Origin of the sequence: Methylobacterium sp. HMF5984, assembly GCF_045033435.1 — a bacterium.
In the GTDB taxonomy this organism is placed as follows: Bacteria; Pseudomonadota; Alphaproteobacteria; order Rhizobiales; family Beijerinckiaceae; genus Methylobacterium.
The window spans coordinates 4,474,550-4,487,862 of record NZ_JBJFLN010000001.1 but is presented as its reverse complement, the minus strand read 5'-3'; the positions used below and the strand labels follow the sequence as shown (position 1 = coordinate 4,487,862).

General features: G+C 69.8%; 11 protein-coding genes. All 11 read left to right on the top strand.

What is annotated here, in order from left to right:
• The first annotated feature begins 19 nt into the window (after positions 1-19).
• The 11 genes from trxB to ACFZ8E_RS21675 all read left to right on the top strand — a co-directional run bounded on the left by trxB (position 20) and on the right by ACFZ8E_RS21675 (position 13,259).
• Positions 20-997: a thioredoxin-disulfide reductase gene (gene trxB / locus ACFZ8E_RS21725; RefSeq protein ID WP_147727818.1), complete on the top strand. Its 978-nt coding sequence runs from the start codon at positions 20-22 to the stop codon at positions 995-997.
• Between the two features lie 288 nt (positions 998-1,285).
• The gene (locus ACFZ8E_RS21720) at positions 1,286-2,176 is read left to right on the top strand and encodes a LysR family transcriptional regulator (protein WP_147727817.1); all 891 of its coding nucleotides are present in this window, start codon (positions 1,286-1,288) and stop codon (positions 2,174-2,176) included.
• Positions 2,177-2,466: 290 nt separating this feature from the next.
• A complete protein-coding gene (locus ACFZ8E_RS21715) occupies positions 2,467-3,891 on the top strand; it encodes a cytochrome ubiquinol oxidase subunit I (RefSeq protein WP_243951441.1) in 1,425 nt (474 codons plus the stop codon).
• Positions 3,892-3,896: 5 nt separating this feature from the next.
• Positions 3,897-4,904, top strand: a complete 1,008-nt coding sequence (cydB, locus tag ACFZ8E_RS21710) for a cytochrome d ubiquinol oxidase subunit II (protein ID WP_405043755.1) — start codon at positions 3,897-3,899, stop codon at positions 4,902-4,904.
• An 8-nt stretch (positions 4,905-4,912) separates the two neighbouring features.
• A complete protein-coding gene (locus tag ACFZ8E_RS21705) occupies positions 4,913-5,020 on the top strand; it encodes a DUF2474 domain-containing protein (RefSeq protein ID WP_147727815.1) in 108 nt (35 codons plus the stop codon).
• Between the two features lie 6 nt (positions 5,021-5,026).
• The gene (locus ACFZ8E_RS21700) at positions 5,027-5,599 is read left to right on the top strand and encodes a GbsR/MarR family transcriptional regulator (protein ID WP_243951446.1); all 573 of its coding nucleotides are present in this window, start codon (positions 5,027-5,029) and stop codon (positions 5,597-5,599) included.
• Positions 5,600-5,857: 258 nt separating this feature from the next.
• Complete coding sequence (locus ACFZ8E_RS21695; RefSeq protein ID WP_243951448.1) at positions 5,858-7,135, top strand: glycosyltransferase family 1 protein; 1,278 nt, start codon at positions 5,858-5,860, stop codon at positions 7,133-7,135.
• Between the two features lie 100 nt (positions 7,136-7,235).
• Positions 7,236-7,556: a rhodanese-like domain-containing protein gene (locus ACFZ8E_RS21690; protein ID WP_147841424.1), complete on the top strand. Its 321-nt coding sequence runs from the start codon at positions 7,236-7,238 to the stop codon at positions 7,554-7,556.
• A gap of 118 nt (positions 7,557-7,674) precedes the next feature.
• Entirely contained in the window at positions 7,675-8,808 is a 1,134-nt protein-coding gene (locus ACFZ8E_RS21685; RefSeq protein WP_147728428.1) for an efflux RND transporter periplasmic adaptor subunit, read from the top strand.
• A gap of 110 nt (positions 8,809-8,918) precedes the next feature.
• Complete coding sequence (locus ACFZ8E_RS21680) at positions 8,919-12,128, top strand: efflux RND transporter permease subunit (protein WP_243951450.1); 3,210 nt, start codon at positions 8,919-8,921, stop codon at positions 12,126-12,128.
• Positions 12,129-12,248: 120 nt separating this feature from the next.
• On the top strand, positions 12,249-13,259 hold the full coding sequence (locus ACFZ8E_RS21675; protein ID WP_243951452.1) for an SDR family oxidoreductase: 1,011 nt from the start codon (positions 12,249-12,251) through the stop codon (positions 13,257-13,259).
• Positions 13,260-13,313 lie beyond the last annotated feature (54 nt).

The following is a 13,313-nucleotide window of genomic DNA, read 5'->3' as shown; positions in this document are numbered from 1 at the left end:
CGAGGGATTCGAGGACGTCATGGCCCACACCCATTCCAGGCTGATCATCGTCGGTTCGGGGCCGGCCGGTTACACGGCCGCGATCTACGCGGCCCGTGCCATGGTGCAGCCGCTGCTGATCTCGGGCTTCCAGCCCGGCGGCCAGCTGATGATCACCACCGACGTCGAGAATTATCCGGGCTTCGCCGAGGCGATCCAGGGGCCGTGGCTGATGGAGCAGATGCGGCTCCAGGCCGAGCATGTCGGCACCACGATCCTGTCGGAGTACATCACCAAGGTCGACCTCAAGGTGCGCCCGTTCCGGCTCGAGGCCGATTCCGGCGAGACCTATTCCTGCGACGCGCTGATCATCGCCACCGGCGCCCAGGCGAAGTGGCTCGGCCTGCCGTCGGAGGCCAAGTTCCAGGGCGGGGGCGTCTCGGCCTGCGCCACCTGCGACGGCTTCTTCTTCCGCGGCAAGCCGGTGGCGGTGGTCGGCGGCGGCAACACGGCCGTCGAGGAGGCCCTGTACCTCGCCAACCTCGCCTCGAAGGTCACGGTGATCCACCGCCGGGACAGCTTCCGCGCCGAGCGCATCCTGCAGGAGCGCCTGTTCAAGCATCCGAACGTCGAGGTGCTGTGGAACCGCGAGATCGACGAGATCTGCGGCACCACCACGCCCGCGCCGTCGGTGACGCACCTGCGCCTCAAGGACACCCGCACCGGCGAGGCCAGCGCGGTGCCGGTCGACGGCGTGTTCGTCGCGATCGGCCACAAGCCGGCGACCGAGGTGTTCGAGGGCCAGCTCGCGATGCGCCACGGCGGCTACCTCAGCGTCCGCCCCGGCACCGCCGAGACCGAGATTCCCGGCGTGTTCGCGGCCGGCGACGTCACCGACGACGTCTACCGCCAGGCGATCACCGCGGCCGGCATGGGCTGCATGGCTGCGCTGGAAGCGGAGAAGTACCTCGCCAACCTCGACATCGGCGAGAGCCCGCGACAGGCCGCCGCCGAGTAGGCGCGAGCTCGTCCACCGGCCCGAATCCCCGTTCGGGCGGGTGAGGACTGCGCGGTTCGGCCCCGCGCCGAGGATCTGTCAACATTTTCTTTTTGCGGCGCCTTGCGCGCGACCATGCTCAGGACGCATGAGTGACGGGCGTCGCGACGAGGCCGGACCCGTTCGACCGCAGCCGGATCCGATGCGTCGCAGCGGGTCCGGGAAACGCCCGCGTCGTTCGACGGCGCGGGTGGCCGGAATGGGGCGCGCGTGCCTCGGCGTCGTCTGGGTGCGTGAGGGAGTCTCGCCGTGGATTGGGACAAGATCCGGATCTTCCTCAACGTCGCGGAAGCCGGCAGCTTCACCCGTGCCGGCGACGACATCGGCCTGAGCCAATCCGCGGTGAGCCGCCAGATCAGCGCCCTGGAGCGCGAGCTGAAGGCGCCCCTGTTCCACCGCCACGCCCGCGGCCTGATCCTGACCGAGCAGGGCGACCTTCTGTTCCGCGCCGCGCGCGACATGAAGCTCCGGCTGGAGAACACCCGCGCCCGCCTCGTCGAGACCAGCGAGCGGCCGTCGGGCGACCTCAAGGTGACCACCACAGTGGGGCTGGGCACCGCGTGGCTCGCCCAGCGCGTCGCCGAATTCCTCGACCTCTACCCGGACGTGCGGATCGAGCTGATCCTGACCAACGAGGAGCTCGACCTCGCCATGCGCGAGGCCGACGTCGCGATCCGCATGCGCCGGCCGGCCCAGCCCGACCTGATCCAGCGCCGGCTGTTCACGGTGCACTACCACGCCTTCGCCAGCCAAGATTACGTCAAGCGGTTCGGCGAGCCCAAGACCGTCGAGGACCTCGACGAGCACCGCCTCGTCTCCTTCGGCGGCAACGAGCCGTCCTACCTGCTGGCGGCGCACTGGCTCGCCAATGTCGGCCGTGAGGGCCGCGAGCGCCGCCCGGTCGCCTTCACCGTCAACAACATCGGCGCGCTGCAGCGGGCGATGGAGACTGGCGCCGGCATCGGCATCCTGCCGGACTACGCGGTCGACGGCGACGACCACCTCGTCCAGGTGCTGCGCGACAGCGAGATGCCGACGCTGGAGAGCTATCTCGTCTACGCCGAAGAGATGCGCACGGTCGCCCGCGTCCAGGCGTTCCGCGACTTCCTCGTCTCGAAGGCGCAGCGCTGGACGTACTGAGGCGCTGGCCGCCACCGCCCTTCCGACGCGGCTCGGCGGCGCCCGTCGTCGAACGGGCTCCGAAGCGACCCTCGAAGCCGCCCGGATCGGCCGAGGCCGGCGGGTCGGGGCTTCGTCATCGGATCGCGGGGTCGGCGATGGCGCGTACCTTCGGCGACCGCCCGCAGGCCCGTGGTCCCGGCGGCATCCGCCGATGCGACATCCGACCTATCCTTGTGCGTCGTCTAGGCTTGCATTCTCATCGTCATTTCGGTAATTTCTGAAATGACGAGATCGACGAGGCCGCGGGCATGTCTCTCCTATCCGAGATCGACGCGCTGACGCTTGCGCGGGCGCAGTTCGGGTTCACCGTCGCCTTCCACATCGTCTTCCCGGCCTTCTCGATCGGGCTGGCGAGCTACCTCGCGGTGCTCGAAGGTCTGTGGCTGGCGACCGGCCGCGAGGTGTTCATCAATCTCTTCCACTACTGGCTCAAGATCTTCGCCATCGCTTTCGCGATGGGCGTCGTCTCCGGCCTGGTGATGAGCTATCAGTTCGGCACCAACTGGTCGGTCTATTCCGACAGGACCGGCCCGGTGCTCGGGCCGTTGATGGCCTACGAGGTCATGTCGGCCTTCTTCCTGGAGGCCGGCTTTCTCGGCGTGATGCTGTTCGGCATGAAGAAGGTCGGCCGCGGCCTGCACATGCTGGCGACCCTGATGGTGGCGGTCGGCACCGGCTTCTCGGCGTTCTGGATCGTATCCGTCAATTCCTGGATGCAGACGCCGGCCGGGTACGGCACGAATGCGCAAGGTCAGTTCGTGCCCCTCGATTGGTGGGCGATCGTCTTCAACCCGTCGTTCCCGTATCGGCTCGTGCACATGGTGCTGGCCGCCTACCTGACGACGGCGCTCGTGGTCGGCGGCGTGGGTGCCTGGCACCTGCTGCGGGACCGCGCCAATGCGGGCGCCCGCACCATGTTCTCCATGGCGATGTGGATGCTGGCCTGCGTCGCGCCGCTCCAGATCCTCGCGGGCGATGCCCACGGCCTGAACACGCTCGCGCATCAACCGGCCAAGGTCATGGCGATGGAGGGCCACTTCCGGGGTCATCCGGACGGGGCTCCGCTCATCCTGTTCGGCCTGCCGGACCAGGACGCGGCGACCGTCCGCTACGCGCTGGAGGTGCCCAAGCTCTCGTCGCTGATCCTGAAGCATTCGCTCGACGCAGCCCTCGATGGGCTCGACAGCGTCCCGCGCGCGAATTGGCCGCCGGTGCCGATCGTGTTCTGGTCGTTCCGCATCATGGTCGGGCTCGGCGTCGCGATGCTGGGCGTCGGCCTGTGGAGCCTGTGGGCGCGGTGGCGCGGGCGCCTCTACGAGACGACCTGGCTGCACCGCGTCGCGGTGACGATGGGGCCCGCGGGCTTCGTGGCGGTGCTGGCCGGCTGGATCACGACGGAGGTGGGCCGCCAGCCCTTCACGGTCTACGGCCTGCTGCGCACCGCGCAATCCGCGTCTCCGCTGCAGGTGCCGGCCGTCGCGAGCTCGCTGCTCGCCTTCGTCGTGATCTACCTTTCGGTCTTCGGCATGGGGATCCTCTACATCCTGCGGCTGATGGCGCATGCGCCCCATCGCGGCGAGGAAGGCCCCGAGGTCGGCCTGCCGATCCGCGCCGCCGGCCTCACGCCCGCGCCCGCCGTCGATCCCGATCGCCATCTGCAGCCGGCGGAGTAGGAGCCATGGACGCCGCCTTCGATCTCTCGACGGTCTGGGCCTTCGTGATCGCGTTCGCGGTCTTCGCCTACGTGGTGATGGACGGCTTCGATCTCGGCGTCGGGCTGCTGTTTCCCAGCCTCCGGGCCGGGGAGGAACGCAACGTCGCCATGAACTCGATCGCGCCCGTCTGGGATGGCAACGAGACGTGGCTGGTGCTCGGCGGCGGCGGCCTCTTCGCCGCGTTCCCGCTCGCCTACGCGATCATCCTGCCCGCCCTCTACGCACCGATCGTCGCCATGCTGCTGGGCCTGGTCTTCCGAGGCGTGGCCTTCGAATTCCGCTGGCGCGATCCCCGCCATCGCGCCCTCTGGGACGTCGCCTTCGCGGGCGGCTCGCTGGTCGCCGCCCTGGCGCAGGGCATCGCCCTGGGCGCTCTCCTCCAGGGCATCGCCGTCACCGGGCGCGGCTACGGCGGCGGGCGGTGGGACTGGCTGACGCCGTTCAGCCTGTTCACCGGGATCAGCCTCGTGCTGGGCTACGCGCTCTTGGGCGCCACGTGGCTCGTGATGCGGACCGAGGGAACGACGCGTGAACTCGGCCGACGCATGGCGTTCCGGTTCGGGATCGCCACCATCGCCTGCATCGCGGCCGTGAGCGCGGCGACCCCGCTGCTCGACGCCGCCTTCGCCGCCCGCTGGTTCGCCTGGCCGAACGTGTTGCTGACGGCTCAGGTGCCGTTGCTGGTCGTGCTCGGCAGCGTTCTGTTCTTCCGGACGCTCTTGCGCGGGGCCGAGCGGGCGCCGTTCCTGCTGGCGCTCGGGCTGTTCGGCCTGTCGTATGTCGGTCTGGGAATCAGCATCTATCCCGACATCGTCCCCGGCCGGGTGACGATCTGGGAGGCGGCCTCGCCGAGATCCTCGCAGATCTTCATGCTGGTCGGCGCGGGCGTCCTCATCCCGGTCATCCTGGCCTACACCGCCTACGCGTACTGGGTCTTCCGGGGCAAGGTCGGCGCGGACGGCTACCATTGAGCGGGCTGATGCCGCGTTGGGCCGGCCGGCTCGGCTGGTTCGTGGCCCTCTGGATCGGCGGGGTCGTCGTCGTCGGCGGGATCGCCTTCGTGCTGCGCCTCTGGCTCAAGGCATAGCGGGCGATGCAGCTTCCTCCCCTCGTGCAAGCCTTCGTGCTGCATTTCGGCGAGATGGGCTCCCGCTGGGGCATCAATCGCACGGTCGGCCAGATCTACGCGCTGCTGTTCGTGTCGCCGCAGGGGCTCAATGCCGAGGAGATCGTGGACAAGCTCGGCCTGTCCCGCTCGAACGTGAGCATGGGGCTCAAGGAGCTCCAGGCCTGGAGCCTCGTCCGCCTTCAGCACAGGCCCGGCGACCGCCGCGACTACTTCTCGACGCCGGAGGACATCTGGCAGATCGTCCGGACCCTGGTGGAGGAGCGCAAGAAGCGCGAGATCGACCCGACGCTGACGCTGCTGCGCGAGCTGCTGATGGAGGCGGCGAGCGATGACGACGAACGCTACGCCCAGCAACGCCTGACCGAGATGCGCGATCTCTTCGAGTTGTTCGCCGGCTGGTACGGCGACGTGCGCCGCCTCGACACGCAACGCCTCGTGCAGCTTCTGACGCTCGGGGCCCAGGTGCAGAAGGTGCTGGAGATGAAGGATCGTTTCCTGCCGGGACGGGCGGCACGAGGAAAGGCGTCGATCGGCTGACGGCTGCCCGGAGCCGGGCGCGCAACCCGGCGGTCGGGCCGTCGCGTGCCGCGAGAGCCTTCATCCGTCGCCGGCGGCGGGCGGCGGCCGCCCCCGGCGCAGGCTCCCGTTCCTCGTCGTCCGGCTTTCGATATGCCGACCGCGACCGGTTCCCGATCGGCCAACGGTTCGAACCGGAGGCATCGCACCGGCTGGCCCTCCGCGCCTCGGCCCGGTAACACCCGGCCGGCCCGCATGGGGGCCGCAATCCGGAGCATCATGTCGACACGGCCGATCGCCTTCGACCTCACCCGCCTCGTCACCCGCCTGCGCCATCCGAGCCCGTCCGGGATCGACCGGGTCGACCTCGCCTATGCCCGCCACGTGCTCGACGGCGCCGGCGCGCGCTTCGGGCTGGTCTCGACCGGCCTCGGGCCGCGCATCCTTGAGCGGGACCACGCGTCCCGCATCGTCGACGCGGTCGCGGACGGCTGGACCGAGGACGTGGTGGCCGAATCCGATCCGGTCTACCGCCGCCTCGAGGCACGGCTCACCGGCCGCCCGGCGGAGGCCGTCGCCGGGCGCGACCAGCGGTCCGGCACGATCCGCCGACGGCGCATCCAGGCCGAGACCGTGCTCGGGATCCTGCGCGCCGCACCGATCTCGGCCCTGCCGGAGGCCAGCCTCTACCTGCACACCTCGCACCTGCGCCTCGACAAGCCGGAGCGCTTCGACTGGCTCTACACCCGCACCGACGTGCGGCCGGCGTTCTTCGTCCACGACCTGATCCCGATCACCCATCCCGAATACGGCCGGCCCGGCGAGGCCGAGCGCCACCGCCAGCGCCTGCGGACCATCGGCCGGCACGCGGCCGCCATCGTCGTGAATTCCGCAGATACCGGCGAGCGGACGCTGGCGCACCTCGCCGCCGACGGGTTCGGGCGTCCGCCGCTCGCGGTCGGGCATCTCGGCGTCGAGCCGGCCTTCGGGCGCGACGGCCCGCGCCTCGTGCCCGACCGGCCGACCTTCCTCGTCTGCGGCACGATCGAGCCGCGCAAGAACCATCTGCTGCTGCTCCATCTCTGGCGGGAGCTCGCCGAGCGCCACGGCCCGGCCACGCCCCGGCTCGTGCTGGTCGGGCGCCGCGGCTGGGAGGCCGAGAACGTCGTCGACCTGCTGGAGCGCTGCGAGGCGATCCGCCCGCACGTCGTCGAGGTCTCCGGGCTCTCGACCCACGGCCTCGCCGCGCTCACGCGGAGCTGCACGGCGCTGCTGATGCCGTCCTTCACCGAAGGCTACGGCATCCCGATCGTGGAGGCGGCGGCGTCCGGCGTGCCGGTGGTCGCCTCCGGAATTCCGGTCCACCGCGAGATCGCCGAGGGCTTCGCCGCCTTCCTCGACCCCCTCGACGGCCTCGGCTGGGGGCAGGCGGTCGAGGATCTGAGCCGGCCGGGCTCCGGGCTTCGCGAGACGCTGGCCCAGCGCCTCGACGGCTACGCCGCGCCGACCTGGGCGGCGCATTTCGAGCAGGCAGACGCGCTGCTCGATGCGCTCTGATCCGCGGCGCGCCTTCGGCGGCGTGTTGCACCGCGGACGGCTGACGAATAAGGAAAAGCGTCAGCCCGCGCGGCCGGCCTCTCTCCCAGGGAATCGTTCGATGCGTGTTGTCGACCTCGACCGCGATGCGATCAAGCAGGGTCTCGCCGACGGGTCGATGCTGGTGATCGACGTGCGCGAGCCGCACGAATACGAGAACGGCCACATCCCCGGAGCGGTGATGCACCCGCTTTCGAGCTTCGATCCGGCGGCGGTGGCCGCTCTGATCGAGGCGGACGGGCGCCGCGCGGTCTTCTCCTGCGGCTCCGGCGTGCGCTCGGTCCACGCGCTCAACGCGATGCAGCAGACCGGGCTCGGCCTCACGGAACACTACAAGGGCGGCTATCGCGACTGGTCGTCGGCCGGTGAAGCGATTGAGTAGATCCGTCGAAGCACGGCCGCATGCGCGTCGCCCGGTCGGTCGCGGCGAAGCCATGTGCGGTGTCGCACAACCTGTGCGCGCTGTGGGGAATAGGTGGCGGGCTGCTGGGGAACCATTCATGTACAAGCGTCGGCTCGCAAGCCTCATCGTGATCGCCGCGGCGCTCGCCGCGCCGCAGGCCCGCGCCCAGGCGCCGGGCGGCCCGCCGCCGAAGGTGACGGTCGCCAAGCCCGTGGTCCGCGAGATCATCGAGCAGGACCAGTATACCGGCCGCTTCGACCCGATCGAGTTCGTCGAGGTCCGCGCGCGGGTGACCGGCTACCTCGAGAAGATCAACTTCACGGACGGCGCCACGGTGAAGAAGGGTGACGTGCTCTTCGTCATCGACCGGCGGCCCTACAAGGCGGCCCTGGAGCAGGCGCAGGCCTCGCTGACCTCGGCCAAGGCCCGCCTCTCGTTCTCGCAGACCGACCTGGAGCGCGCGCAGACCCTGTCGAAGGGCGGCAACATCTCCGAGCAGGTCACCGACCAGCGCCGCCAGGCCTCGCAGACCGCGCAGGCCGACGTCGACAGCGCCGAGGCGGCGCTCCGCAACGCCCAGTTGAACTTCGACTTCTCGGAAGTGAAGTCGCCGATCAACGGGCGGATCAGCCAGCGCCTCGTGACCGAGGGCAACATCGTCATCACCGACCAGACGATGCTGACCACCATCGTCTCGCTCGATCCGATCTACTTCTCCTTCACCGTCGACGAGAAGTCGTTCCTGAAGTACCAGGGCTCGCTCGGCATCGGCATGGGCCAGACCCAGCGCGGCAAGGGCGTCCCGATCCTGATCGCCCTGTCGGGCGAGGCCAAGCCGACCCGCAAGGGCACCCTCGACTTCGTCGACAACCGCGTCGACAACTCCACCGGCACGATCCTCCTGCGCGCGACGGTCGAGAACGCCGACGGCTTCATCAAGCCGGGCCTGTTCGGCATCGTCTCGATGCCCGCGACGAAGCCGTTCCAGGGCGTCATGATTCCGGACGAGGCGGTCGCTGCCAACCAGGACAAGCGCATCGTCTACCTCGTCGGCGAGGACGGGACGGTGACGGCCAAGGACGTGAAGCTCGGCCCCAAGGTCGACGGCTACCGCGTGATCCGCGACGGCCTGAAGGGCGACGAGACCATCGTGGTCAACGGCACCTCCCGCGTGCGCCCCGGCGCCAAGGTCTCGCCGGAATCGATCACGCTGCCGCCGAGCAAGACCTGAGGCCGTCCGCGGTCTCGAGCGTACGAGCGGCACCGGTCCCGACCGGTGCGGCGCCATCGACGACGCCGGTCGCCGGCTCCGCGAGGGGCGGCGACCCAGAGGTTTGACCGATGCGTTTTGCCCACTTCTTCGTCGATCGGCCGATCTTCGCGTCGGTCACGTCGATCATCTTCCTGCTCCTCGGCTTCGTCGCCTACGAGAGCTTGCCGGTCTCGCAATACCCCGAGATCGTCCCGCCCACGGTCACCGTGCGCGCGAGCTTCCCCGGCGCCAACGCCGAGACGGTGGCCGCGACGATCGCGACGCCGATCGAGCAGGAGGTGAACGGCGTCGACAACATGCTCTACATGACGTCGCTGTCGACCAACGACGGCAACATGCTGCTGACCGTCACCTTCAAGGTCGGCACCAACCTCGATATCGCCAACGTGCTGGTGCAGAACCGGCTCTCGGTGGCGCAGCCGCGCCTGCCGCCGGACGTGCGGAACCTCGGCGTCACCGTGCGCAAGGCCTCGCCCGACCTGATGCTGGTCGTGCACCTGCTCTCGCCGAACAAGACCTACGACCAGAACTACCTGGCCAACTACATCTACCTGAACATCCGTGACGAGATGCTGCGCCTGGACGGCGTCGGCGACATCACGATCTTCGGCGGCAACGAGTACGCCGAGCGCATCTGGCTCGACCCGAACAAGCTCGCCGCCTACGGGCTCTCCACCACCGACGTGACCACGGCGCTGCAGGAGCAGAACGTGCAGGTCGCCGCCGGCGCGCTCAACGCGCCGCCCGCCCAGACCGGCGAGGCGTTCCAGCTCGTGGTGCAGTCGCAGGGACGATTCCAGACGCCGGAGGAGTTCGCCGACGTCATCGTGAAGGCGACCAACGGCCGCCTGGTGCGGGTGAAGGACGTCGCCCGCACCGAGATGGGCCAGAAGGACTACACCACTAACTCCTTCCTGAACGCGACGCCGGCGGTGGGCATCGGCGCGTTCCAGCGCCCGGGCACCAACGCGCTCGACGCCGCGGCCTCCGTCAAGAAGGTGATGGAGAACCTGAAGAAGAACTTCCCGCCCGACGTCGAGTACCGCATCGCCTACAACCCGACCGAGTTCATCGAGGAGTCGATCCAGGAGGTCTACAAGACCCTGTTCGAGGCCGTCGGCCTCGTGGTGATCGTGATCCTGGTCTTCCTCCAAAGCTGGCGCACGGCGCTGATCCCGGTGATCGCGATCCCCGTCTCGCTCGTCGGCACCTTCGCGGCGATGTCGGCCTTCGGGTTCTCGCTGAACAACCTCACCCTGTTCGGGCTGGTGCTCGCCATCGGCATCGTCGTCGACGACGCGATCGTCGTGGTCGAGAACGTCGAGCGCAACATGGAGGAGGGGCTGTCGCCGGGCGAGGCCGCGCACAAGACCATGGACGAGGTCGGCTCGGCCGTCGTCGCCATCGCGCTGGTGCTGGCCGCGGTGTTCATCCCGACCGCCTTCATCCCCGGCATCTCGGGCCAGTTCTACAAGCAGTTCGCGCTGACGATCGCCGCCTCGACGATCATCTCCGCCTTCAACTCGCTGACCCTGTCGCCGGCGCTCTGCAAGCTGCTCCTGGTGCCCCACCACGCGCGCAAGCAGCCGAAGTTCTTCCTGACGCGGTTCATCGCCTGGCTCGCGGACCTGTTCAACCGCGGCTTCGAGGCGCTCTCGAACGGCTACGCCCGGGTCGTCGGCCTGCTCACCGGCTACAGCGTCGGCATCGTCGCCGTGATGGTGTTCTACGGCTTCGTCATCTTCGGCACGATCCACCTCGTGCAGACGACGCCGACGGGCTTCATCCCCGACCAGGACCAGGGCTACCTCATCGGCGTGGTCCAGCTGCCGGCCGGCGCCTCGCTCGACCGCACCACCGAGACGGTGAACCGGGCGGCGGCGGAAGCGCGCAAGATCGACGGCGTGACCAACACCGTCATCATCGCCGGCTTCGACGGCGCGACCTTCACCAACACCACCAACTCCGGCGTGATGTTCATCACGCTGGCCGGCGCCAAGGAGCGCGCCACCCACGGGCGCAGCGCGGCGGTGATTACAGGCGAGGTGCTGAAGGCCACCGCCAACATCCAGGAGGCGCGGGTCATCGTCATCCCGCCGCCGCCGGTGCGCGGCCTCGGCAACGGCGGCGGCTTCAAGATGCAGGTCGAGAGCCGGCAATCCTCGGAGACCGGGCCGCTGCTGGCCGCCGCCGGCGAGCTGATCGGCCAGGCCAACCAGAGCAGCGACGTGCAGCGGGTGTTCACCACCTTCGGCAACGACACGCCGCAGCTCTACCTCGACATCGACCGCACGATCGCGCGGATGCTGAACGTGCCGCTGGCCAACGTCTTCGCCTCGGTGCAGGCGGACCTGGGCGGTGCCTACGTCAACGACTTCAACACGCTCGGCCGCATCTACCAGGTGCGCCTGCAATCCGATGCCGCCTACCGGACCTCGCAGCAGGACATCTCGCAGATCAAGGTCCGCTCCTCCACCGGCGCGCTGGTGCCGCTGGGGACCCTGGCCTCGCTGCGCACCGTCGCCGGCCCGCAGATCGTGCAGCGGTTCAACCTGTACTACTCGGTACCGGTGCAGGGCGTGGCCAAGCCCGGCGTCTCGACCGGACAGGCGCTCACCGCCATGGAGGAGATCGCCGCCAAGGCGCTGCCCGAGGGCTACGCCTACGACTGGACCGAGATCGCCTACCAGCAGAAGGCCACCGGCAACACGGCGGTCTACGTGTTCGCGCTGGGCATCCTGCTGGTGTTCCTGGTGCTCGCCGCGCAGTACGAGAGCTGGGCGCTGCCGATCTCGATCCTGATGGTGGTGCCGACCGGGGTGCTGGCCGCCTTGTTCGGCGTGCAGCTGCGCGGGCAGGACAACAACATCCTGACCCAGATCGGCCTGATCGTGCTGATCGGTCTCGCGGCGAAGAACGCCATCCTGATCGTCGAGTTCGCCCACGACATCGAGGAGGCGGAGCACAAGGGCCCCGTCGCCGCCGCGATCCAGGCCTGCCGCCTGCGCCTGCGCCCGATCCTGATGACCGCCTTCGCCTTCATCCTTGGCGTGCTGCCGCTGGTGATCGCCACCGGCCCCGGCGCCGAGATGCGCCAGGCGCTGGGCACCGCGGTGTTCTTCGGGATGATCGGCGCGACCTTCTTCGGCCTGTTCCTGACGCCGGTCTTCTACGTGATGATCCGGAACATCGTGATCTGGGTGGGCAAGAAGCGCGGCAAGACCACCGACGACGGCCACGGCGGCGCCCCGGCGCACGCGGCGCCCGCGCATTCCTGATCCGGCCCGGCGCCGGCGACCTTCGCGGCCCGCAGGGCGTGTCCATTGGGCACGGCCTGCGGGCCGCAACCGTTTGCGCCGCAACCGCTTGTCGCTGCGGTACGTCGGGGGAAGTCGCGCATGGCACGGGTTGCAGTCGTCACAGGGGGCACCGCCGGGATCGGCCTGGCCACTGCCCACCTGTTCGCGTCCCGCGGCTGGTCGGTGGCGGTGATCGCCCGCGATGAAGGCCGGCTGCGCGCGACCGCCGCCGCCCTCGCGGCTTACGGCCGCCCGGTGCTGACGATCTCGGCCGACGTGTCGGATGCCGAGGCGGTCGACGCCGCCGCCGCCCGGATCGAAGCCGAGCTCGGGCCGGTCCGCGCCTGGGTCAACAATGCGATGTCGACGGTGGTGAGCCGGGCCGACCGGATCACGCCGGCCGAGTACCGCCGCGTCACCGAGACGACCTATCTCAGCCAGGTCTACGGCACGCTCGCCGCCCTGCGCTTCATGAAGCCGCGCGACCGCGGGGCGATCATCCAGGTCTCGTCCGGGCTGGGCTACCGCGCCGCGGCGCTGCAGGCGCCGTACTGCGCGGCGAAGTTCGCCGTCTCGGGCTTCACCGACTCGCTGCGCTGCGAGCTGCTCCACGACAAGTCCGCGGTCTCGCTCAGCGTGATCTACCTGCCGGCGGTGAACACCCCGCAGTACCGCTGGACCCGCAACCGGACCGGCCGCGACCAGAATGCGCCGGACCCGGTCTACGATTCGCGCCTTTGCGCCGAGGCGATCGTCTACGCCGCCGAGCATCCGCGCCGCGAGGTCTGGGTCGGCCGCAGCACGGTGATGATGGCGGCGGCCCAGGCCCTGGTCCCGGGCTATGCCGACCGGAAGGCCGCCGAGATGTGGCCCAAGCAGATGGCCGACGAGGACCTGCCGTACCGGGCCGGCAACCTCGACGCCCCGGTGCCGGGCGACGTCGGCATCGACGGGCGCTTCGGCGCCCGGACCAAGCGCACCCGTTCCGCGTTCTGGACCAGCCGGGAGCGCGACCTGCTGATGGCGGGCCTGGCCGGAATCGCCCTGGCGGGGCTCGCGAGCGCCGCGGCGGTGGCGCGTTCCCCGCGGCGGCTGCTGCCGCGGCCCTGACGGGCTCCCGTTCCGGCGGGGCGCCTGATAGGAACCCCGCACCATCCCCACTGC

What these genes read in the sequence shown, in the direction of transcription:
- trxB (WP_147727818.1), top strand. Translation starts at nt 20, where the DNA reads ATGGCCCACACCCATTCCAGGCTGATCATCGTCGGTTCGGGGCCGGCC.
- ACFZ8E_RS21715 (WP_243951441.1), top strand. Translation starts at nt 2,467, where the DNA reads ATGTCTCTCCTATCCGAGATCGACGCGCTGACGCTTGCGCGGGCGCAG.
- cydB (WP_405043755.1), top strand. Translation starts at nt 3,897, where the DNA reads ATGGACGCCGCCTTCGATCTCTCGACGGTCTGGGCCTTCGTGATCGCG.
- ACFZ8E_RS21705 (WP_147727815.1), top strand. Translation starts at nt 4,913, where the DNA reads ATGCCGCGTTGGGCCGGCCGGCTCGGCTGGTTCGTGGCCCTCTGGATC.
- ACFZ8E_RS21700 (WP_243951446.1), top strand. Translation starts at nt 5,027, where the DNA reads ATGCAGCTTCCTCCCCTCGTGCAAGCCTTCGTGCTGCATTTCGGCGAG.
- ACFZ8E_RS21695 (WP_243951448.1), top strand. Translation starts at nt 5,858, where the DNA reads ATGTCGACACGGCCGATCGCCTTCGACCTCACCCGCCTCGTCACCCGC.
- ACFZ8E_RS21690 (WP_147841424.1), top strand. Translation starts at nt 7,236, where the DNA reads ATGCGTGTTGTCGACCTCGACCGCGATGCGATCAAGCAGGGTCTCGCC.
- ACFZ8E_RS21685 (WP_147728428.1), top strand. Translation starts at nt 7,675, where the DNA reads ATGTACAAGCGTCGGCTCGCAAGCCTCATCGTGATCGCCGCGGCGCTC.
- ACFZ8E_RS21680 (WP_243951450.1), top strand. Translation starts at nt 8,919, where the DNA reads ATGCGTTTTGCCCACTTCTTCGTCGATCGGCCGATCTTCGCGTCGGTC.
- ACFZ8E_RS21675 (WP_243951452.1), top strand. Translation starts at nt 12,249, where the DNA reads ATGGCACGGGTTGCAGTCGTCACAGGGGGCACCGCCGGGATCGGCCTG.